Raw genomic sequence first — 22,371 nt, 5'->3', positions numbered from 1 at the left:
AAGGCGCAATTCGTTCCCATTGATCATCTCTCAACATCAGTCGCAGCATCGTTTCATTCTTTAAAATCTAGAATGTAAACACACTTCGGGAAAAGTTAACAGCTTTTTATATGTCAACACGCCCTAATAAAACACGGACAAAACAGGACAAAGTCTCGTCAATTGCCACGCCTTTCGATCAAAGTACAAATGAACGTTGTACAACTTAGGCCACTTTAAACTGTTAAGCTAAGGCTAACGATATCCTCCTGAGACGACACACCATGCCTGAGAAAACGCTGAATCCACGCCACCTATTCACCGCCATGATCGTGATTCTTTTGTGGGGAATGAATTTTGTGGTGATCAAAATTGGCCTAAAAGGAATCCCTCCCTTTTTGATGGGAACGCTCAGATTTGCACTTGTTGCCCTTCCTTCGATCTTTTTTATTCCACGCCCCAAAGTGGCTTTAAAACTTTTAGTGACCTATGCAGTGACCATTAGCTTGGGGCAATTTGCGTTTTTATTTTCAGCAATGGCAATGGGAATGCCCGCCGGCCTCGCTTCACTGGTGCTGCAGGCGCAAGCTTTCTTTACTGTCGGATTGTCAGCATTTGTGTTTGGCGACAAGCTGCGCCCCAGCAATCTCATTGGCATGTTGGTCGCTAGTTTTGGCCTGGCTTTACTAGGTAGCGTCAGCATCAACCAAAGTGGTGGCCAGGTTACTTTGGCAGGATTTGCGCTAACGATTTGCGCTGCAGCGTCTTGGGCGACAGGAAATGTCATTAGTAAAAAAATCGGCCCGACGGCAGTTCTCAGTCTGGTTTCATGGAGCGCATTAGTGCCCATCATCCCTTTTTTCTTATTGTCACTCTGGTTCGAAGGTGCGACGACAATTACTTACAGCCTCACCCATATGAGCTTGCCATCCGCTTTCTCTATCGCTTACCTAGCATTTGCTGCAACGCTGATTGGCTACACCTTGTGGGGCAAACTACTATCTGCCCTACCTACCCATACTGTGGCACCACTGACCTTACTAGTGCCGGTAGTGGGATTGACTGCCGCTTGGATCATACTTGGTGAAGCACTCACCTTGTTGCAGGTCATTGGCGCATTAGTCGTCATGGGCGGTTTATTAATTAATGTGTTTGGCCAGAGAGTATTTCATTCAATGAACAAGAAATTACGCTTTGGGACCAACAAACAATCCTAAACGCTGATGAAAAACCCGCGTAATCATGTCTACGTATAACTACCTAGCCTATGATTGATTCATCGCATCATGAGAGACAAGTAAAGCAACATACTAAAAAAGCAACATTATCCCACCTCGTTACATCTGACTCTTGCAAAGGAAGAATTGCATGCAAACATTAGGTTTAAGTCTTGCCACTGGAAGCACAGAACAACCGCTCATTGAACAGGTATTGGGTCGTTTTTTTGATGACATGGTCGAGCGACATCCTCAACGTCCCGCACTGATTTCGTGCCACGAACATATTCGATGGAGTTATCGCGAATTACAACAGGAATCAAATCGTTTAGCGAGCGCGCTCCTTGCGTCAGGACTAGAACCAGGAGACAGACTAGCAATTTGGTCCAATAACAACTCGCAATGGTTATTGACACAAATCGCCACAGCTAAGATCGGCGTCATTCTGGTCAACATCAATCCAGCCTATCGGGTCTCCGAGTTGGAATATGCATTAAATAAAGTCGCCTGCAAAGCGTTGATCAGTATGTGCGAATTCAAGGGAAGCGATTACCTTGGCATGATTACTGAGTTAGCCCCTGAGTTATCCCAAAATGATCCAGGAAGATTAACAGCAGCGAGGCTGCCAGAACTAAAAACGGTGATTCATTTAGGCGAACAACACGTCGCTGGCATGCTCCGTTTTTCCGATCTCATGGCACGCGGCACTACAGATGACCCGCGGATCAATGCAATTGGTCAATCACTGAGTAACAACGATGCGATCAACATTCAATTTACCAGTGGCACCACCGGCTTTCCAAAAGGCGCGACGCTGACGCACCGGAACATCCTCAATAATGGCTTTTTTGTTGGCGAAGCAATGCACCTGACAGAGAATGACCGACTGTGCATTCCGGTCCCTCTGTATCACTGTTTTGGTATGGTGCTGGGCAATCTGGCATGCCTGACTCATGGTGCGTGTATCGTTTTCCCCAATGCGTCTTTTGATCCACTACTCGTCTTAGAGGCAGTACAAAACGAAAAATGTACCGGCCTGCATGGCGTTCCCACAATGTTTATTGCCGAACTTGATCATCCACGTTTCGCAGAATTTGATCTTTCAACTTTACGTACTGGGATTATGGCAGGGTCACCATGCCCGATCGAAGTCATGAAACGCGTGGTACGCGATATGCATATCAGCGAAATCACGATTGCCTATGGCATGACGGAGACCAGTCCGGTGAGTTGTCAGAGTGACGTTGAAACTTCATTAGAAAAACGTGTTTCAACGGTCGGTCAGGTACAGCCACATTTGCAGGTCAAAATTGTCGACCCCAACACAGGTGATGTCGTCGCCAGAGGAGAAACAGGCGAACTTTGTACCTTGGGCTATTCCGTCATGAAGGGCTACTGGGGAGACCCAGGAAAGACAGCAGAAGCAATCGACACTAATGGTTGGATGCACACCGGCGATCTCGCCACCATGGATGAGGAAGGCTATGTGAATATTGTTGGCCGCATCAAGGATATGGTGATTCGTGGTGGAGAAAACGTCTACCCACGTGAGATAGAAGAATTTCTGTACCGTCACCCCAAAATTCAGGATGTACAGGTCATTGGCGTTCCTGATAAAAAGTATGGAGAAGAATTATGTGCACTGATTATTCTCAGACCCGGCGAACAGGTGACTGAACAAGAGCTGCGCGATTTCTGTAAAGGCCAGATTGCCCATTACAAAGTCCCTCGCTACCTGCGCTTTGTTAACGAGTTTCCTATGACAATCACTGGCAAAGTACAGAAATTTAAGATGCGCGAGATGATGCGGGACTTACTGAATCTGGAAGAAAGTAAAACTGCCTGAACTCAACAGATAGGCGAGAAACGAATCCATTCCTTTCTCGCCCCCTCAGAACTCCCGTCTCCGGCGGGAGTGACTCATATCAACGTGGCACCAATTAATGCGCGTCACAGGCAACCAAACTCTCCCAGGGCATATATAAAGCACCAGGGTGAATTGTTACACAGACAATCGCTCCCTTCGGCGTCGTGTCATAGATAGAACGCGCCACTTTGAATGACGTATCTCCCCGATAAGTTTCATCCGTTGTACCAACAACAAGGTAATTTGCAGCACCCTTGCCTGTTGTCATATACTTATTGACGACAACTAAGCGATAACTGGCTGCGTCTTTGTGGTCCAGTTCAGTATTAAGTAAGATGGCCGAGCCACCTGCGTAGACAATTAACGAAGGCAGAACACCAAAAACACCGACCCACGTTAATTTGGCGCCACGAGAAAAACTGATCACTACCACCAACATTAATAAGCCCCCTAATAACGCTAACACAAAAGGCTTTTGCCAATGTAGCGGAAAAGTCGCGATTTCAGGGCGTATCCCCAGTAACACCATGTAAAAGCTCACCGACGAAAAAATCATGAGCGGCTGCAAATTAAGCTTACGCAGCAAACTCACTTTATCCAATTCAATCAAGGTGAAATGGCGGGACTTGGCGAGCAACGCAACACAGATCCATGGGCCAGACAACAAAAATACCGTGAGCCAGAAGGGCTTCACTGGCAAGAAAAATAAGCCTACACTGGCAGCAATATACGAATAGCCAGCAATATTCAATATCCGGCGCCATTTCTTTAAAGTCTCTGTGCGCTCTTCCGGCGTTGCGCCCAGTTCTATATCCTGCTCGATCACTTTTTTTGCGGCTAATTCATCGATTTCATCAAGATTACGTATGTCAGACAACCAGACCACAAAATGTGGATCTTCAGCATATCGCTTGATGACCGTCATTTTCTTTTGCGCGGAATGACGAGCAATGAGATCGATCAAAGTCGAATTCTTGACTACACGCTTGCGGAAACCATCAATATCGCGACGATATAGTTCACGTTGACCAAACGCGCTCGATTGCTCAATCCTGTCCTGGTACAACACAAGCTTTGACGTAATTACAAATAGCGGCACCAAAACGCCCGCTAGCAACAATAAGCTACCAACTAACCATCCCCCGCTACCATTACTTCCGGGTAACGAGAACATCACCGTCCCCATAAAACATAAAAGAATACCAATGCAAATAGTGAGCAATCTCTGCCAGACAGGAATACGGAATGTGATGGGGTAGGAAAATTGGTTCATAAGAAAAATTCTGAAGGGACTCCCAATTATGCATGGGAAGCGTTGTTCGAAGTTCGAGGAAATGCCGGATCATAATAAAAAAGGCGACCAACGTCGCCTTTTTTCATCACTTACCCACATTAAAACGTCAAGCGTTAGGATGAAGCTTATAACCCAGTATGTTGCGCGATGAATGCTTTCATTTTCACGACGTCGGTTGTCATGACCTCAAAACGCTGCGGCAACGATTCGATATTCTCAAAACCCGCTGGACGCTCTGCATCTCTGCCGAGGGCTTCTTTGATCGTCTCATTAAACTTAGCTGGCAATGCAGTCTCCAGCACGATCATAGGAATGCCTGTCTCGATATGTTCAAATGCGACCTTAATACCGTCAGCGGTATGCGTATCGATAGTAATGCCGTAATTTTTTTCGACATTTCTGATTGTCTGCAAGCGATCAGCATGCACAGACTTGCCAGAAACGAAGCCAAATTGAGCGACCTTTTTAAATTCATCACCATCACTACCTGGCTGACCGGACAAATCAAAACCACCTTCTTTTTCGACTTTATGAAACAAGGCTTTGACTCGTTCTGCGTTACCGTCTAGCAAATCAAAAATAAACCGTTCAAAATTGGATGCTTTTGAAATATCCATTGATGGACTAGTTGTGTGCCAAGTTTCTGCCGATTTGCGGACGCGATAAACGCCACTGCGGAAAAATTCATCAAGCACATCATTCTCATTGGTAGCAACAACCAGCTTAGCAATGGGTAAGCCCATCATACGAGCAATATGACCGGCACAAATATTACCAAAATTACCAGAAGGGACCGTAAACGAGACACGCTGAGTATTGTCGGTCGTTGCACTCAGATAACCACGGAAATAATACACAACTTGGGCAACGACACGCGCCCAGTTAATTGAATTGACGGTACCAATTTTTTGACGCTGCTTATAGTCCAGATCATTGGATACCGCTTTCACCATATCCTGACAATCGTCAAATACGCCATCTACCGCAATATTGAAAATATTCGGATCTTGTAGGCTGAACATTTGTGCTGTCTGAAACGCGCTCATTTTTTTATGCGGCGACAACATAAACACACGAATGCCCTTTTTGCCACGCATGGCATATTCAGCAGCACTGCCCGTATCGCCAGACGTCGCACCAAAGATATTTAACTCTGCGCTGTTTTTAGCTAAGGTATATTCAAACAAATTGCCCAACAACTGCATCGCCATATCTTTGAAGGCTAAAGTCGGACCGTTAGACAGTGCCTGTAACAGGAGAGTACGCTGTCCATTTGATTCAAGCGTACGCAATGGTGTAATTTGAGCGGCATCTTCACCGGCACGGGCATTGCGATATACATCTGCAGTGTAAGTCTTGTCTGTAATTGCTTTCAGATCGGCCGTCGGAATATCGGTAGCAAATTTGCTTAACACAGCAAACGCCAGATCAGCATAGGATAAGGTGCGCCAGGTGTTCAGTTCTTCATTCGTAACTTGAGGGTACTCTTGAGGCAAATACAAGCCGCCATCTGGAGCCAAGCCACCTAACAAGATTTCAGAAAAAGACTGTGCTGCGGTATGCCCGCGTGTAGAAGCGTATTGCATAAGATGACAGAGAAGAATGAAGGTGAAAGTCGAATATTCTTTCTATTATATCGCCCTTAACGCCTCAAAACCAACGCAAATTCGGCGCAATCCGAGTAAATTGCACGTTTCATTCGGCAATGAGCCGCTCAGGATGGGTATAGACAACAAAACCAGCACGCCGCACAAAGCCAATCAGGCAAATACCTGCATCACGCGCGATCGAGATAGCGAGACTAGTTGGCGCTGAGACTGTCGCCAATACGCGGATCTGCGCTCTGGCGCACTTCTGAACTAGCTCATAACTAGCACGACTACTCATAATGACAAAACCTGAGCGTTCAGCGAATACTGTTTTTTTGGCCATCGCACCGATGAGTTTATCCAATGCGTTATGTCGGCCGACATCCTCACGGAGCAATTCAATCTCGCCCTTCAAATTAACCCATCCCGCAGCATGCATTGATCCCGTTAAAGCATTGAGAACCTGCTTTTCAGTCATGGAAGAAAATGCCTGTTGAAGCACCGTTTTTTTTATCGAAATCGCTTCGGTTTTCATCTGACAAGTGCCCGGCGCAAGATCGAGTGCCTGTAAACTTTCAATACCGCACAAACCACAACCCGTCGGACCAGATAAGGTCCGACGTTTCTCCTTGAGACGTACAAAACAAGCTTGTGCGATTTGCAAATGTACTTCAGTGCCTAGCGGCTGTCCGTCGGACGCATTCTGTATGACTTCAATATCATAGATCTGAGATATCGAATCAACGATATTTTCAGAGAGTGCAAAACCAAAAGCAAAGTCCTCCAGATCAAGCGGACTCGCCATCATGACTGCATGTGAAATTCCATTGAACACTAAAGCCACTGGGACTTCTTCAGAGACTACGTCAGATTCCACAGCGAATTCAGGAATTGAAAAAGAATGCCTTTCTATGCCGACAGTGGTAATCGCGATTTGCTTGTCTATCTCTGACATCATGACTTAATTTTCCTGTTATTAACGATTTCGCTGCATACAAGGCGTCCCTGCTCAGACAGGGTCAACAACAAACGGTCGCCATCTTGATGCAACTGCACCCAGCCTAACGCTGAATATCCGCCAATATTACCATCTCCCAGAAAAGCAAGGCATCGCAGCAACGTACTCATTCTTATCCCAAGACGCTTGCTAATTCGCAGAGCAGAAACAGGTTCTTGGCGCAAAGCCAATTCACACAAAACGGATTCTGCCAGCGCCATTAGCGCAGAATCATTCACTAGGATCTCTATAACGGACATCACCCTCATCCCTTAAGATCAAGCCGGTTGGTGAGGTGCCAGCACCACTGGAATCGACTTTGACGTTGGGGTCCGCGCAAAATCAGCATAACTAGACAGCGGGACCAAGCCGTTTGTTTCCGGAAAATACGCTGCCAGACATCCTTGTGGAATATCATAAGCCACTAACATGAAACGCTTCACAGTGCGCTTAACTTGATCATCGGTCACACTCTCTATATCGACCCAATCACCCGCCTGCAAGCCCAGTTGGGCAATGTCACTCTCGTTCACAAACAAAACACGACGTTCACCGAACACCCCGCGGTACCGGTCGTTCAGGCCATAAATGGTTGTATTGTATTGATCATGAGAACGGATTGTCGCCAGATTAAAGACGAGTGACGTACTTCTTTGACGGGCTTGATGTACCGGCAAGTTTGTTGGTACTGGCGTGGCAAAAAAATTCGCTTTACGTGTCAGCGTATTCCACACCCGTTCCCGTGCCGTGTTTCGTAAATGAAAGCCCCCAGGAACATGAACCCGGGTATTAAAGTTTGCAAACTGAGGAAACACGTCGGCGATCTTATCGCGGATCCTGTCGTAATTCGCAACTAGCCCCATCCAATCGGTTCGCGTTTTAGCTTTCAGTGTCGCCACTGCAAGGCGGGCAATAATCATCGGCTCGGATAGTAAATACTCTGACGCAGGAGGATTAATGCCGGACGACAAATGCACCATACTCATCGAGTCTTCTACAGTTACAGCCTGAGGACCTGATTGCTGCATATCAATCTCTGTACGTCCAAGGCAAGGCAATATCAACGCTTGCCTACCATGCACTAAATGACTGCGATTGAGTTTGGTGGTGACATGTACCGTCAATGCACAGTTGCGCAAAGCACGCTCAGTCACGTCAGTATCTGGCGTAGCAACCGCAAAGTTCCCCCCCAGCGCGAAGAAGACTTTATCTGGAGCAGCCAACATTGCCTCGATTGCGCTAATCGTGTCATGGCCATGGTCCACTGGCGGGTTAAAATCAAACACCGCGCCTAGCCGTTTTAAAAAATCAGCTTTCGGTTTTTCATCGATGCCCATTGTACGGTCACCCTGAACATTGCTATGCCCCCTTACTGGACAAAGACCGGCACCTCTGCGACCGATATGACCGCGTAGCAGCAGCAGATTCGTGATCATCCGTATCGTCGCTACGGAGTGTTTGTGCTGAGTGATTCCCATCCCCCAACATGCGATAACATTCCCTGCTCCCAGATAGGTCTTTGCAACGGTCTCAATGTGCTGTCGATGTAAACCAGATTCAGTCGTGATGACATCCCACGACTCCGCAAAAACATCTTCAGCAAATGCCGAGAAGTGTGCGGTATGTTCTTCGATAAATGCAAGGTCGATCAGGCGTGGCAAACCCTGCTGTTGTGCAACGAGGTCTTGCTCGAGAACGTATTTGATGATGCCCTTAACAGCCGCCAGATCTCCGCCAATGTTGACTTGTAGGTACTGAGACGAAATGGCTGTCGACTGTCCTACCAGCATTTCTTTAATGTTCTGAGGATTCTGGAATTTCTCAAGCCCGCGCTCACGCAAAGGATTAAATGACACAATCGCAGCGCCACGTTTTGCAGCAGCTCTGAGTTCACCCAACATGCGTGGATGATTAGTCCCTGGATTTTGCCCGAAGATAAAAATCGCGTCCGCCTGCTGAAAATCTTCAAGTAATACCGTTCCCTTACCAACACCGACTGCTTCGCGCATCGCATAACCTGAAGGTTCGTGACACATGTTTGAACAGTCGGGGAAATTGTTTGTACCAAATTCCCGCACAAACAATTGATATAAAAACGCGGCTTCGTTACTAGTTCGTCCTGACGTGTAAAAAATCGCGTCATTTGGTGATTGAAGCCCGTTCAAGTGCGTAGCAATGAGTTCGAATGCATCGTCCCAGGAAGTGACCTGGTATTGATCCATAGCCGGATCGTAACGGAGAGGATGTGTCAGACGCCCTCGCCCCTCAAGCCAATGATCCGTTTTTTCCGTTAGTGCCTGAACCGTCATTTCCGAAAACAATGCCGGTGTAGCCCGCCGAGCAGTCGATTCTGCTGCAACCGCTTTGGCGCCATTTTCACAAAATTCAAACGTAGACGTATGGTCAGCATCTGGCCACGCACAGCCGGGGCAATCAAAACCATCTGGCTGATTTGCGGCAAACAAGGTACGTACACCCCTTGCCGGAATTCCTTGCTCAAATATCTGTTGAGCCACACTTTTCAGCGCCCCCCAACCACCAGCTGGCCGGTTATAGACTTCAATTATCTTTTTACTCATCACGCCCTCCTGCTAATCCCTTGATGTAAGGCCCTTGCCCGTGGCAAGGATCATGGATGCAATAGGCAAAAAGTGCAATGCAGGCAACAAAAAAATATTACCTTTGACATAAGTTATTTGTGAGTAGATGTAACAGTACCTGCTTACTCACCACATTAACGATCCCAATGTACAACAAGCTGCCAACCACATAGTCAACAAAAAATCAATTCCTGCCTCTTGCCAACAACGGCTGATACTCATACACGAGATCAATTAACGGTGAATAACAACCAGCAGTGCTTTGGCCTCGGTTTTACCCGTATTGCGAATGGCATGATTCTTATCAGCTTCATAGCGAGCAGTTGCGCCTACTTTGACCTTTTTCCGACTTGCTTCGACTTCTACCTCGACACTTCCGTGCAATACCGTCAGATGTTCAATGGCGCCAGGGTCATGAGAATTCGAAACCAATGCTCCACTAGGTGCGAGCGTCAGTTCGTACCATTCATATTTTCCGGCTAACTCCATGGGTCCGAGAATACGTAAGGTATATCCAGCATGCTCACCGGGCAGCGTCGGTGTCTCATGGGCTTCTAACAAGCGGATGTCGTCCAGCTTGGGCCCATCTGAAGATAACAATTCCGCAATTGAAACGCCTAATGCGTTCGCGAGACGCCAGGTCACTGCAATCGTCGGATTAGCCTTCTCTCTTTCAATCTGAGACAACATCGATTTAGAAACGCCTGCCGTCCTCGATAAGTCCTCCAGAGTAAGTCCACGTTCGAGCCGCATCTTTTGCAAAGTAGCACCCACTTCCGGAGGCGTATTTGACAAAACTTTTTTCATAAAGACTATTGCACCATTAAAAAAGTACGATTAATATTCGATATATCGAACTTTAGTTCTCAATATCGAATTTTTAAGAATTATTGAAATCATTTAACATTAGTGTAACAGCAGATAGTTCAGACACCTACACTCCGGAGACAAACATGAGCGCAACGACATCAAGACAACAATTTATTTGCAACCTTACAGGAAACCTTGATCAGTTGCGCGATCAGGGATTGTTCAAAAAAGAACGCGTGATCGCTTCCCGTCAAGGTGCAGAAGTTGTCTGTGATGATGGTCGAAAACTGATCAATCTGTGCGCCAATAACTATCTCGGTCTATCTGGCGATGAATCCATGGTGCAGGCATCAATCGAAGCCACTGAAAAATTTGGCTATGGTCTCTCATCTGTGCGCTTTATTTGCGGTACACAAACCGTGCATAAACAATTGGAACAAGCAATTGCCCATTTCCTCGGCACTGAAGACTGTATTTTGTACGCAGCTGCTTTCGATGCCAACGGTGGCGTCTTCGAACCTTTGTTTGACGAAAATGACGCCATCATCTCAGATGCCTTAAATCATGCCTCAATCATCGATGGCATCCGTCTGTGCAAAGCGGCACGCTTCCGCTATACGCACAACGATATGGCAGATCTGGAAGTGCAATTACAGGCAGCAGCAGATAAGCGCCATCGCATTATCGTGACTGACGGCGTTTTCTCAATGGACGGCACCATTGCTCAGCTAGACAAGATCTGTGCACTCGCTGAGAAATACGACGCATTAGTAATGATCGATGAATGTCATGCATCTGGCTTCATGGGCGCAACAGGCCGCGGTACGCACGAACACCATAACGTCATCGGCAAAATCGATATCATCACCGGCACATTAGGCAAAGCACTCGGTGGCGCGATGGGTGGTTTCACTGCGGGACGTAAAGAAGTAATCGATACTTTGCGCCAAAAATCTCGCCCTTACCTCTTCTCCAATACACTGGCACCGTCCATTGCTGGTGCATCTTTATCAGTATTGCAGCGTTTATCCGCATCAACAGAGTTACGCGATCGTCTGCACGCCAATACAGAACACTTCCGTCGCGAAATCGTGGCCCTCGGCTTTACGATCAAACCTGGCACACACCCAGTAGTTCCAGTAATGTTATTTGATGCTCCAGTTGCGCAAAAATTTGCAGCACGTCTGTACGAACTCGGCGTCTTCGTTACGGGCTTTTTCTACCCGGTCGTACCAATGGGACAAGCACGTGTACGCGTGCAGTTATCTGCTGCGCACAGTATCGAACAACTCAACACTGCCTTGGCGGCATTTGCGCAAGCGGGTCGCGAACTCGGCTTAATTAAGTAATCAGCAAAAATTAACGCATTATCGTATTAACGAAATTTCAGGAATGAACATGGAAAAGATTTTAGTCATTGGCGCTAACGGCCAGATCGGCAGCGAACTGGTTGAGGCACTTGCTCTGCAACATGGCGCTGCAAATGTCATCGCAGCAGACATTACGCCACACAGCCTGTATGGTGCCAGCATCTACGAAGTGATTGACGTTCTGAACGCGCAACGTATCACTGAAGTGATTGGAAAATACGAAGTAACGCAAGTCTACCAACTGGCAGCACTTCTCTCCGCCACTGGCGAAAAAGCACCATTAAAAGCGTGGGAGCTGAATATGGATGGCCTGCTCAATATTCTCGAGCTGGCGCGCATCCGCAAAGAAGCAGGTAAGCCTCTCAAAGTATTCTGGCCCTCATCCATTGCTGCATTTGGTCCAAATACGCCAGCCATCAACACCCCGCAATACACCGTGATGGATCCAAGCACGATCTACGGCATTAGCAAACTCGCCGGCGAACGTCTGTGCGAGTACTATTTTGAAAAATATGGCGTCGATGTCCGAAGCATTCGCTACCCAGGCATCATTAGCTTCAAGTCCCCACCAGGAGGCGGCACAACAGATTATGCGATCGCGATTTTCCACGCAGCCTTAGGCGGTGAAAACTACAGCTGCTTCCTAGAATCAGAAACAACCTTGCCGATGATTTACATGCCTGACGCCATCCATGCGACGATTTCTTTGATGGACGCACCTGCAACCAAACTTTCTATACGTTCTTCGTATAATGTCGCCGGATTAAGTTTCAATCCACGCGAATTAGCTGCTGCAATCAAACAAAATTTGCCTGAATTTGAAATACACTACGCACCGGATAGCCGTCAGGCAATCGCAGCGTCATGGCCGCAAAGCCTTGATGATAGCCAGGCACGGATTGATTGGGGCTGGAAAGCGCAAGTCGGCTTACAACACTTAGTGACGGACATGTTAAAAAACGTTCGTATTGAAACTAAGGAGTTACATAAAGCAGCCTGATGCCCCAAAAAAGGCCCATTTATCGCTGCAAAAATAATTTTAATCTGAGACAAAAAGGAACCAATGATGGACATGCGTATATTCGATTTATTTAAAATAGGCGTGGGTCCATCTAGTTCCCATACGGTCGGTCCGATGCTTGCCGCTCGTCGCTTTTTGCTGGAATCAAAACATCTGGCGCAAGCAAAAAAAATTCAGGTCGTTTTATACGGATCATTAGCACTCACTGGTACTGGCCACGCGACGGACAAAGCGGTGATGCTTGGACTGATGGGCGAAACCCCGCAAGAAGTAGCACCTGAGAGCATTGACGAAAAACTCGCCAATCTTAGTCACACCCATCAAATGCGTTTACTGGGCGAATACCCCGTGACATTTGACCCATCAACAGACATTCTCTGGCACAAACAAGAAGTTCTCCCAGGACATCCGAACGGCATGAAATTTATCATGACCTATAACGATGATACGACAGAGGAACAAGCATTTTATTCCACAGGCGGTGGCTTTATCTATTCTGCCGAAGAACTAGAGCATCCTAATACCATCAAGGATACCGAGAAAAAGTCGGTACCTTTTCCATTCTCAACAATGGCAGATTTATTAGCACATGGTCGACGCACAGGTTTATCGATCACGACGATGTTACGTGCCAATGAAATCACCCATTGCTCGGACGATGAATTAAATACGGGTATAGATAAAATCTGGTCAGTGATGAAAAGTTGCATCGCACGCGGATTGCAACTGACGGGCGAATTACCCGGCGGACTCCACGTCCAGCGACGCGCAGCAAAACTGTGGCGCACCGCGAATGAAACAGCAGATGTGCTACCGCACGATGGTTTGCATCGTGTCAGCTTATATGCCATGGCTGTCAATGAAGAGAATGCGGCAGGCGGCCGCGTCGTGACTGCACCAACCAACGGCGCCGCGGGAATCATTCCTGCAGTATTGCGTTACTATGCAGAAGACTGCAAGCCAACCAATCCTGAGCAAGGGATACGTAACTTTCTATTAGCGGCGTCCGCGATCGGTATGTTGTGTAAGAAAAACGCCTCTATTTCGGGTGCAGAAATAGGTTGCCAAGGTGAAGTCGGTGTTGCCTGCGCGATGGCAGCGGCTGGCCTTACGGCTGCGCTCGGTGGTAGCAACGAACAAATCGAAGCCGCTGCTGAAATTGGAATCGAACATCATCTTGGCATGACGTGCGATCCTATCGGCGGCCTGGTACAGATTCCTTGTATCGAGCGTAACGGAATGGGAGCGGTCAAAGCAATCACTGCAGCTTCGTTATCTCTGCGCAGCGATGGAACACATAAAGTCACTCTGGATGACGCCATCGAAACAATGCGTCAAACTGGCCATGATATGCAGGCAAAGTATAAAGAAACATCACTTGGTGGCTTGGCTATTCACGTTGTAACGGTGAACTACGCAGCCTGCTAGACCCCGACGAAAACGGCGAGGAAGTGCACATCAACTCCATGCATTTCCTCACCCTAAAACCGATCTAATGACAAGCTAGATCTTAATTGATGTTCTAACATAGCCCCTCACTTGGCAAGGATTTTTTGCGATTGCAACGCAAAACCCCTCTGACCCATTTGATACAAAAAGAATCCCCAGCGCTTTGCAGTATGCAAAGCAATCTCCTCTTCGGTCACGTTGGGAGGCAAGGTTCCTAACAAAACAGGCTTACTCTTGTCCGCATTGAGAATCTGCAGTCCCGCCGCAAGCTTCGCGGACATCCACATTGGCGGCACCTTACTTTGCTCATCTGCTGTAATTAACATCGCAGGATAAGCTACTCCTGCCCGTAAATCTTCGTACGCAGATTTAATCGTAGGATCTCTCATTTTCTGATGCAAAGTACTGGGTATCGTCTCGCTGGCAACATTATGTAGCGAGATCGCAGCAAACAAATCTGGCTGCTTAAGAACGGCTTTGATTAACGCATTATTGCTATCTGTCAGCTCTTCGGCGGCAAGCATTCCAGAACCAGCATAATTTTCCTTCATCAAATATCGGGCGACTGATAAAACGTCTGCGGCCGCGTCTGGGACTTTACTATTTTTTTTATCTAAAGTAGTCCGTAATGGCATGTCTACCACCACGCCATGTTGCTCAACCCACGCCTGCAGAAGCACATCTTCTGCGACAGAACCACTTTTCAATACCCGCAACAATACAGGACGCTGACGATCCAAAACTAAACCTGGTTCAACGTTAACGCTCACAGTGATCATCCCGCCATCAGCCGTAGGAATCATTAAGGATTTTTTCTGAACGAGATTTTTTTCAGCTAGCGGTTCACTTTTCAGTGGTTTACTTTCGGTGATGACAGCAACTTTTCCCTGCGAATCGACAGAATACCTACCCAAGGTCATATTTGGTGCTGCAATATTGAACACCACACTGTCAGTATTCATATCAGCCTGCAACTGACTCACTTTCCCAAATAAAGGCAACGCCACTTCTTCTCTGGTATTTGTTGTGACATCGAGCTTAAATAACTTACCAATACCATTGATGTCCGACGACCAGTACAGGCTACTCTTTGTCGTTGCAATTTCCTTAATCTGAGCCTGACCGCTTTTTACGAGTTCTTTAAACTGTGGCAACTGCAACTGCGTAGTCGAGGCGCTTAGGTCAACCTTCAGAATTTCACCATTCTGACTCTTTTTAGTCGAAAGCAAAAATAGCTTATTACCTGCTTGTAGCAACGTCTGAGCTTTATCAGAAGGCAAAGCAATACTTCTCCATGCCGTAGCCGCCCCCTTTAATTCGGACTGACTGATATAAAAATAACGTTTAGCATGATCATCTTCCTGCGAGATCGTTAATAAAACTAACGATGTCCCAGCAATGCTTGTTAGCTTGGGACGATCAGAAGACGTCAGCTTCAGAAGCTGACTTGCGGCATTGCGTACATCAACGGCAATCACTGGGCGATCGAATTTATCTGGCTGCTCAATACCATGCATCCAAATCTCTGATTTTCTGAATATACTTGCCTGTAAGTTGCGACTGTATAGCAATGAATTGCTGTCCCCCGACCACACCATAGAAAAATCATCCCAATTAGCCATTGGCAAAGCATTTACCCCATCCCGCAATAACTCTCCGTCACCACTGCGAACAATCCGAATCGTCATACCAGCATCGCCTTGCGCGAGCAGGATCGCGATTTTTTTCTTATCAGGCGACGCCAGAATCTGACCTATCGACTCACCCCGCGCGCCAAGATACACAACACGTTCATTGCCCACCATTTGATTGCGCATCAACAACCGAGTCTGTTGATCCAAACCAACATCGGTATAAAACAAATTCTCAGGTGTTTGAAATTCTAGGCGCTGATTCTTCGGATACCCAGAAGACCTTGTTACTGCTTTAAGCGGCAAATTTGTGCTTACCGTCTGACTCATGCTGTTTTGCGAAATGCTGGTTTTGTTAAACGCACTCCTATTGAGATCACGTAAGCGTGACGATAAATCATTAACACCTTGTATCCTACCCAACAATTGTTGACTCAAGTCATTTTGCTTTCTGATCCACGCCTGCACACTTGCATCATCCAGCCGCTCAAGCCCGCGTAAAGGATCGATTTGACTGACGCCATGAAGATTCAGAGGCAAAATCTCTGTCTCAATACGTGGAATCGGTGGATACTCCCCCCACGTCTGCAACTGGGCATGCACGTTCAGACTCGTACAAAGTAAAGGCAGCAAAAGAAACAGTCGGAACAATTGAGAGAGTGATTGCATTCAAATCCTTAATGAATCATAGTAAATTGATCCAGATCTCTTAGGCGTGCCAACTGATGCAGTTTCCTATCTGTGCCGCAGCAACTGGCTTTAAGCAAAATTAAATCGCAGAAAAAACGCACTGGACCAATTAGTAGCAACCATTCTAGCTGCAACACCGCAGTTCAAATGAATGAAGAAGCAGGCATAAATGCATTACAACGGCGTTTTACTCAATTTCATGCCATCAATTATGCATTTCATCGCATAACTATCGATCAATAAACCACTTCCAAGTAAAGTAATCGCATGAAAACCGTTATGAAAAGTAATTCGAATCAACGCAAATATATCAACTATGATAACAATTACTGGTAATATTGGCGTTGTGCAACTTTGCCGATTCGGTGGTCTTCCGTGAAATCGATCCTCTCAATGCGAGAAAGTTTGATAGAACCATCGTAAAAGCACGCAGTACTAGGACGGCGTCATGAGCATACAACGTCGCAAAACCTACCGAATTTGCGCTAGAGAAATACTCTAGGTCAGAACAAAACCTTGCAAACAATCCGGTTGATAGTAAAATCAGGTACGAGAAAATCCAAAAGAGCAAAAACGCTGCTTTCGTTGCTTGAAGAAGGTGTCGATCTAGCGTTTGATCAACAAAGCATCGCGATTAACATTACATCTTTTAGCCTTACGGGGGGGGTAGAGAGTGAATAAGCCAACGTCGTCTAAGTTCGATGCCGCGCCTTCTACAATTAATTTGTCTCACATTTGAAAACCCAAATAATCATGCACAACAAAACGACATTCTTGAGCATCGCATCTACCGCTGTATTTATGGCATCAGCATTATTTTTTGGCAATGCTTGTGCGATGGCGTCTCTTTCTATTCCTCAAGGTCAACAAGAAAAAAGTCCAGCAGAAACGGCACAGAGTACGACAGTTGCTAGCGACAACCAGCAATCTGTGTCTTACAACTGGGACCGAAGCGGCGTTGATCGCGCATCCGTGCATTTGCAAATTTTAATGCAATCAAGCGCGCTATTTAACGAGAATACTGCTGTTGCTAATACTCAAAAAAAATCGAATATTGCCGCAAAAAAGAATCCTCCCAAAGCAGCTAGCAGCACCTGAGTAATCTGAAAAATAAGAAGAAACATTTCTCTCAGGAGAAACATGGTAAAACCGAATTTTCCTATTGAGCAAGTAAATCTGGGCTTGATCGCGCCCCCTGCTTACAGGGCATTCATTGTTACACGAGCACAGTAGTGAGCATACCAACGAAAAGCATTTATTTCATTGCAACGCGCCTCGATCGATACGCTTACTTAAAATAATCGAAGTCGACGTCTGCCTAACGCCATCCATTGCGCCAATACGATCCAACAAACTATCTAATGTATCTGTCGTATCACAACGCAATGTCAGCATGTAATCAATAGCGCCACTTACTGCGCACAATGTTTCGGTTTCTGGCAATGATTGCAGAAATTTAATCAGTGCCGATGCGTAACGCGCCTCAACTGACAATCCAACATAAGCACGCACCGATGGTTGAACCATTTTTTGATTGAGTTTGACGCCGTAACCAGCAATTACTCCACGCTTTTCAAGAGCGGCGATGCGCGCGATCACAGTCGTTCTTGCAACCCCAATATGTTTAGCGATTGTTGTTACTGGCAGACGGGCATCATCCATCAATAAGGCCAGCACTTTGTTGTCCACTTCATCGAGTTCAGGCTTCATACGGTCACTTTGTCGTTTAAGTTAGTCATATTGTAGTTCGAGACAGCATTTTGACGATAATTTTAGCGCTATTATCTGACAAAATTTCAGTCTAGACTTGTTTTAGGAACACGATTAAAAACATTACTTCCGGAGACAACTCATGGCAACTAAACTTATCCTTCTCGGTGCAGGCAAAATCGGTGACGCAATCCTTAATCTCCTATCACACACAGGGGATTACGAAATCACTGTTGCGGATCGTGATCCTGAGCGCCTTAAGTACGTTGAGCAGGCGGGATTTCCAAGTACACGCGTCGTTCTGGCGGATCTTGGCGATAAGACGACGGTGACTGAACTGATTCGCGGCCATAAAGTGACATTATCGGCATGCCCTTATTTCCTGACACCGATTATTGCCGGCGCTGCACGTGAGGCTAATTCTCACTACTTTGATCTAACGGAGGACGTCGAAAGCACCAGAGTTGTAAAACAGCTCGCAGAAGGTGCGGACTGCGCCTTTGTTCCACAGTGCGGCCTTGCACCTGGGTTCATTTCTATCGTCGCCAACGATGTGGCAAAAAAATTCGATTCACTGCGTGATGTCAGTATGCGTGTTGGTGCCCTGCCCACTTTTCCAAATAATGCCCTCAAGTACAATCTAACTTGGAGTACCGATGGTCTAATCAACGAGTATTGCAATCCTTGTGAGGCAATTGTTGACGGTCAATTGCGTGAAACAGCGGCGTTAGAAGAAATCGAACACTTTTCACTGGATGGGATCGATTACGAAGCCTTTAATACCTCAGGTGGTCTAGGTACACTTTGCGAAAGTCTGGAGGGCAAAGTACAAAATCTGAATTATAAAACAGTGCGCTATCCGGGCCATCGTGACATTGTGAAAATGTTGATTCGCGATTTAGAACTAGGGAAATTAGAGCGTCGCCCTATTTTGAAGGACGTTCTTGAAACATCGATTCCAATGACAAAACAGGATGTCGTATTAGTGTTTGTCAGCGTCGTTGGTATGCGTGCAGGACGCTTGGAGCAAGAGTCCTACGCAAAAAAAATCTACGCACAAACCGTCAACGGCCAACTGCTATCAGCGATTCAATTAACGACCGCATCAGGAATCTGCTCCATGGTTGATCTGGTTGTAAACGGCAAATTACCTCAGCACGGCTTGGTTCGTCAGGAACAGACCAATCTATCCGATTTCCTAGCAAATCGTTTCGGCAAATATTACGCCGTATAATAAAAAAATAACTGCTCAAATTCATTCTAGGAACAAGGCTTATCAAAAATAAGCCGCGTTATATAGTCTTTGATTCGTACGGATTTATTTATTCTAACGTGGCAGAGCACACAAACTGTAATCAACCTGTGCGTTTGCCATCTCACTTTCTGAAGCGATGACCATGGATAACTCCACACTTCACACATTACTCGTAGACCTCGGCGTTCATATCAGTGATTACCAAGGCAACGATATCTTAAGCATTTCCCCCATTGACGGCAAAACACTTGCCAGTCTGCGCGCAGACAGCGCTGATGAAGTCAAGACGCGTATTGGGCGCGCGCACGCCGCATTCCTGCAGTGGCGCCAAGTACCTGCACCGCGCCGCGGCGAACTGGTACGGCTATTCGGGGAAGAGTTGCGGACACACAAAGAAGCACTCGGAAAAATCGTCACACTTGAAGCTGGAAAAATTTTGCAGGAGGGATTGGGAGAAGTGCAAGAGATGATCGACATCTGCGACTTCGCCGTTGGTCTTTCTCGTCAACTCTATGGTCTAACGATTGCCTCAGAGCGCCCCGGTCATCGCATGATGGAGCAATGGCATCCGATTGGCGTCGTTGGCGTTATTTCTGCATTTAACTTCCCAGTAGCCGTTTGGGCTTGGAACGCCGCACTTGCTTTTGTCTGCGGCAATAGTGTCACCTGGAAACCGTCCGAAAAGACACCATTAACCGCGCTGGCCACGCACGCTTTATTCATGAAAGCGGTTGCCAGATTTGGCGCCGATGCGCCAATAGGTCTATCGGAATTGATTATCGGTAGCCGCGAAACCGGCGCACAAATGGTTGATGACAAACGCGTCGTCTTAGTCAGCGCTACAGGCAGCACCCGTATGGGACGCCAGGTTGCTGCAGCATGTGCTAAGCGACTTACCCGCACAATCCTTGAGCTCGGCGGTAATAACGCCATGATCGTCGCACCAAGCGCAGATATCGAAATGGCAGTCCGTGGCATCACTTTCTCTGCCGTTGGCACAGCGGGTCAACGCTGCACAACGCTGCGCAGACTGTTTGTTCATGACAACATTTACGATGCGCTCGTTCCAAGGCTTAAAAAAATCTATGCAGGACTGCCGATCGGCAACCCACTTGAAAAAGGAACCTTGGTCGGACCACTGATCGATCGCGCTTCTTTTGATGCCATGCAAAGTGCTCTCGCAATCGCAAAAAGTGAAAAAGGTCAGGTATTCGGCGGCGAACGTGCTTTAGTCAGCGGCTGTGAAGATGGCTTCTACGTGCACCCAGCACTAGTTGAAATGCCAACCCAGACGCAGGCGATGCATCACGAGACCTTTGCACCGATCATGTACATCGTCCGCTACACCGATTTACAACAGGCAATTGATTGGAATAATGAAGTACCACAAGGGCTTTCCTCCTCTATTTTTACAACGGATCTGCGCGAAGCCGAAAAATTTGTTTCGGCTGTAGGGAGCGACTGCGGAATTGCGAACGTTAATATTGGCCCCTCAGGCGCTGAAATCGGAGGTGCATTCGGTGGTGAAAAAGATACAGGGGGCGGTCGAGAATCTGGTTCTGATGCCTGGAAAGCCTACATGCGTCGTACCACAAATACCTTCAATTACAGTAACTCCCTTCCCTTAGCGCAAGGGATCAGCTTCGATATTTAAAACGTAGCAAATTAATTGAAGCCAAAAATCATAAGCTGCCAGAATACGCTGGCAGCTTTTTTATTTGACGCTTGATGAATAATTTATGGCATCTTGGGCTAAAATCAAATCGACATTTCAGTTAAAACTGCATACCAGTTGCCAATGTATAAATACTTTTTATCTTCTTGTCTTGTGGCAGGCGCACTATTGATCGCCGGACTAAGCAATCACGCCTACAGTAGCGAGGTGATTTATTATCCAAGATCAACCGCCAAGATAGACCCGCATATCGACTTCATTTTGGAAGTTCTAAACGCAGCTTTGCGTCAATTTCCTAACAAATATCTCCCACAACCAAGCAACGAACACTACCCACAATCACGTGCCATCAATGAGACCACTTCGCCAACAGGCAGACTCGATCTTCTCTGGACAATGTCAACAAATGAACGTGAAAATAATTTGATTCCCATCAGAATCCCGCTTGATAAAGGAACACTGGGTTGGCGAATATCGTTCGTAACAAATAAAAAAAGAGATCTGCTCAAACAAGTTAAAACACTCATTGACCTGCAAAAATTTGATGCTGGTCAAGTTCATGATTGGCCAGATACTGAAATACTACAAAGCAACAATTTGAATGTTGTGTCATCATCAACGTACGAAGCATCATTTAAAATGTTAGAGGTCAATCGATTTGACTATTTTCCGCGCGCAATATTTGAAATCTGGGGGGAGTTAGCAGCGCATTCTGCATCACCACTGGAAGTCGAGCGTCATATTGTGCTTCACTATCCTACTGCTTACTATTTTTTTGTATCACCACGAAAATCGGCGTTTGCGAGAGATCTTAATTCAGGAATGGAGCGCATTGTCGCCGACGGTCAATTCGAGCGTATTTTTCAAAAATACCACCGTGAATCGATTCAAAAAGCAAATATTAAGCGCCGTACAATCATCGAGTTAAGCAACCCCTTACTCGATAGCCAAAAATTACCGTTCAACCGACAAGAACTCTGGTTCAAACCATAAAAACGAAAATATAAGAAATGCAAAAAAAAACACTTGACGGCGTCACTCTCGAAACGATCCTGTCGCAATTAGTAGATCAATACGGCTGGGAAGACCTTGCGGCAAGAATTCAGATCCGCTGCTTCATCAGCGATCCTAGTATAAAATCGAGCTTGAAATTTTTACGTAAAACCCCGTGGGCAAGACAAAAAGTGGAACAGTTGTTTTTGGAATGTTAATCATCG

18 protein-coding genes are annotated in these 22,371 nt (G+C 46.5%); 10 read left to right on the top strand and 8 right to left on the bottom strand.

Going from position 1 to position 22,371, the window contains the following annotated elements; all coding sequences use genetic code 11:
* The first annotated feature begins 278 nt into the window (after window positions 1-278).
* Both ACO0KV_RS12270 and ACO0KV_RS12265 read left to right on the top strand, forming a co-directional pair.
* On the top strand, window positions 279-1,196 hold the full coding sequence (locus ACO0KV_RS12270; RefSeq protein WP_423042818.1) for an EamA family transporter: 918 nt from the start codon (window positions 279-281) through the stop codon (window positions 1,194-1,196).
* A 151-nt stretch (window positions 1,197-1,347) separates the two neighbouring features.
* Window positions 1,348-3,042, top strand: coding sequence for an AMP-binding protein (locus ACO0KV_RS12265; RefSeq protein ID WP_423042815.1), 1,695 nt, complete (start codon window positions 1,348-1,350; stop codon window positions 3,040-3,042).
* Window positions 3,043-3,136: 94 nt separating this feature from the next.
* Here ACO0KV_RS12265 and ACO0KV_RS12260 read toward each other — a convergent pair whose 3' ends face one another.
* From ACO0KV_RS12260 to ACO0KV_RS12235, 6 genes are all read right to left on the bottom strand, one after another.
* Entirely contained in the window at window positions 3,137-4,336 is a 1,200-nt protein-coding gene (locus ACO0KV_RS12260) for a hypothetical protein (protein WP_423042814.1), read from the bottom strand.
* Between the two features lie 146 nt (window positions 4,337-4,482).
* Window positions 4,483-5,943 (bottom strand): threonine synthase, encoded by a 1,461-nt coding sequence (gene thrC / locus ACO0KV_RS12255; protein ID WP_423042813.1) that lies wholly within the window; start codon window positions 5,941-5,943, stop codon window positions 4,483-4,485.
* Between the two features lie 109 nt (window positions 5,944-6,052).
* Window positions 6,053-6,904: a formate dehydrogenase accessory sulfurtransferase FdhD gene (fdhD, locus tag ACO0KV_RS12250; RefSeq protein WP_423042812.1), complete on the bottom strand. Its 852-nt coding sequence runs from the start codon at window positions 6,902-6,904 to the stop codon at window positions 6,053-6,055.
* Window positions 6,901-7,203, bottom strand: coding sequence for a hypothetical protein (locus ACO0KV_RS12245; RefSeq protein ID WP_423042811.1), 303 nt, complete (start codon window positions 7,201-7,203; stop codon window positions 6,901-6,903). The genes fdhD and ACO0KV_RS12245 overlap by 4 nt, the downstream gene beginning before the upstream one ends.
* 18 nt (window positions 7,204-7,221) lie before the next feature.
* Window positions 7,222-9,522 carry an FdhF/YdeP family oxidoreductase gene (locus tag ACO0KV_RS12240; protein ID WP_423042810.1) on the bottom strand — a complete coding sequence of 767 codons (2,301 nt, stop codon included), beginning with the start codon at window positions 9,520-9,522 and terminating at the stop codon, window positions 7,222-7,224.
* A 255-nt stretch (window positions 9,523-9,777) separates the two neighbouring features.
* Window positions 9,778-10,350, bottom strand: coding sequence for a helix-turn-helix domain-containing protein (locus tag ACO0KV_RS12235; RefSeq protein ID WP_423042809.1), 573 nt, complete (start codon window positions 10,348-10,350; stop codon window positions 9,778-9,780).
* A 146-nt stretch (window positions 10,351-10,496) separates the two neighbouring features.
* Here ACO0KV_RS12235 and kbl point away from each other — a divergent pair, with 146 nt between their 5' ends.
* From kbl to ACO0KV_RS12220, 3 genes are all read left to right on the top strand, one after another.
* Complete coding sequence (gene kbl, locus ACO0KV_RS12230) at window positions 10,497-11,702, top strand: glycine C-acetyltransferase (RefSeq protein ID WP_423042808.1); 1,206 nt, start codon at window positions 10,497-10,499, stop codon at window positions 11,700-11,702.
* A gap of 49 nt (window positions 11,703-11,751) precedes the next feature.
* Entirely contained in the window at window positions 11,752-12,723 is a 972-nt protein-coding gene (locus tag ACO0KV_RS12225) for an NAD-dependent epimerase/dehydratase family protein (protein WP_423042807.1), read from the top strand.
* A gap of 66 nt (window positions 12,724-12,789) precedes the next feature.
* On the top strand, window positions 12,790-14,172 hold the full coding sequence (locus ACO0KV_RS12220) for an L-serine ammonia-lyase (protein WP_423042817.1): 1,383 nt from the start codon (window positions 12,790-12,792) through the stop codon (window positions 14,170-14,172).
* Window positions 14,173-14,279: 107 nt separating this feature from the next.
* Here the strand turns inward: ACO0KV_RS12220 and ACO0KV_RS12215 are convergent, their stop codons facing one another.
* Window positions 14,280-16,493: a hypothetical protein gene (locus ACO0KV_RS12215; RefSeq protein ID WP_423042806.1), complete on the bottom strand. Its 2,214-nt coding sequence runs from the start codon at window positions 16,491-16,493 to the stop codon at window positions 14,280-14,282.
* Window positions 16,494-17,315: 822 nt separating this feature from the next.
* Between ACO0KV_RS12215 and ACO0KV_RS12210 the strand changes: the two genes are divergently transcribed.
* Window positions 17,316-17,612, top strand: a complete 297-nt coding sequence (locus tag ACO0KV_RS12210) for a hypothetical protein (protein ID WP_423042805.1) — start codon at window positions 17,316-17,318, stop codon at window positions 17,610-17,612.
* Window positions 17,613-17,774: 162 nt separating this feature from the next.
* Here the strand turns inward: ACO0KV_RS12210 and ACO0KV_RS12205 are convergent, their stop codons facing one another.
* On the bottom strand, window positions 17,775-18,224 hold the full coding sequence (locus tag ACO0KV_RS12205; RefSeq protein ID WP_423042804.1) for an Lrp/AsnC family transcriptional regulator: 450 nt from the start codon (window positions 18,222-18,224) through the stop codon (window positions 17,775-17,777).
* Between the two features lie 142 nt (window positions 18,225-18,366).
* Here ACO0KV_RS12205 and ACO0KV_RS12200 point away from each other — a divergent pair, with 142 nt between their 5' ends.
* The 4 genes from ACO0KV_RS12200 (at window position 18,367) to ACO0KV_RS12185 (ending at window position 22,365) form a co-directional block, all read left to right on the top strand.
* Complete coding sequence (locus tag ACO0KV_RS12200; RefSeq protein WP_423042803.1) at window positions 18,367-19,458, top strand: saccharopine dehydrogenase C-terminal domain-containing protein; 1,092 nt, start codon at window positions 18,367-18,369, stop codon at window positions 19,456-19,458.
* Window positions 19,459-19,615: 157 nt separating this feature from the next.
* Window positions 19,616-21,133, top strand: a complete 1,518-nt coding sequence (locus ACO0KV_RS12195; protein WP_423042802.1) for an aldehyde dehydrogenase family protein — start codon at window positions 19,616-19,618, stop codon at window positions 21,131-21,133.
* Between the two features lie 144 nt (window positions 21,134-21,277).
* Window positions 21,278-22,147, top strand: a complete 870-nt coding sequence (locus tag ACO0KV_RS12190; RefSeq protein ID WP_423042801.1) for a hypothetical protein — start codon at window positions 21,278-21,280, stop codon at window positions 22,145-22,147.
* Window positions 22,148-22,164: 17 nt separating this feature from the next.
* A complete protein-coding gene (locus ACO0KV_RS12185) occupies window positions 22,165-22,365 on the top strand; it encodes a VF530 family DNA-binding protein (RefSeq protein WP_423042800.1) in 201 nt (66 codons plus the stop codon).
* Window positions 22,366-22,371: the final 6 nt, after the last annotated feature.

This window comes from Undibacterium sp. RuRC25W, assembly GCF_049339825.1.
Classification (GTDB): domain Bacteria; phylum Pseudomonadota; class Gammaproteobacteria; order Burkholderiales; family Burkholderiaceae_D; genus Undibacterium.
Note: the sequence above shows the minus strand (reverse complement) of the source record. Positions and strands in the feature narration are given on the sequence as shown.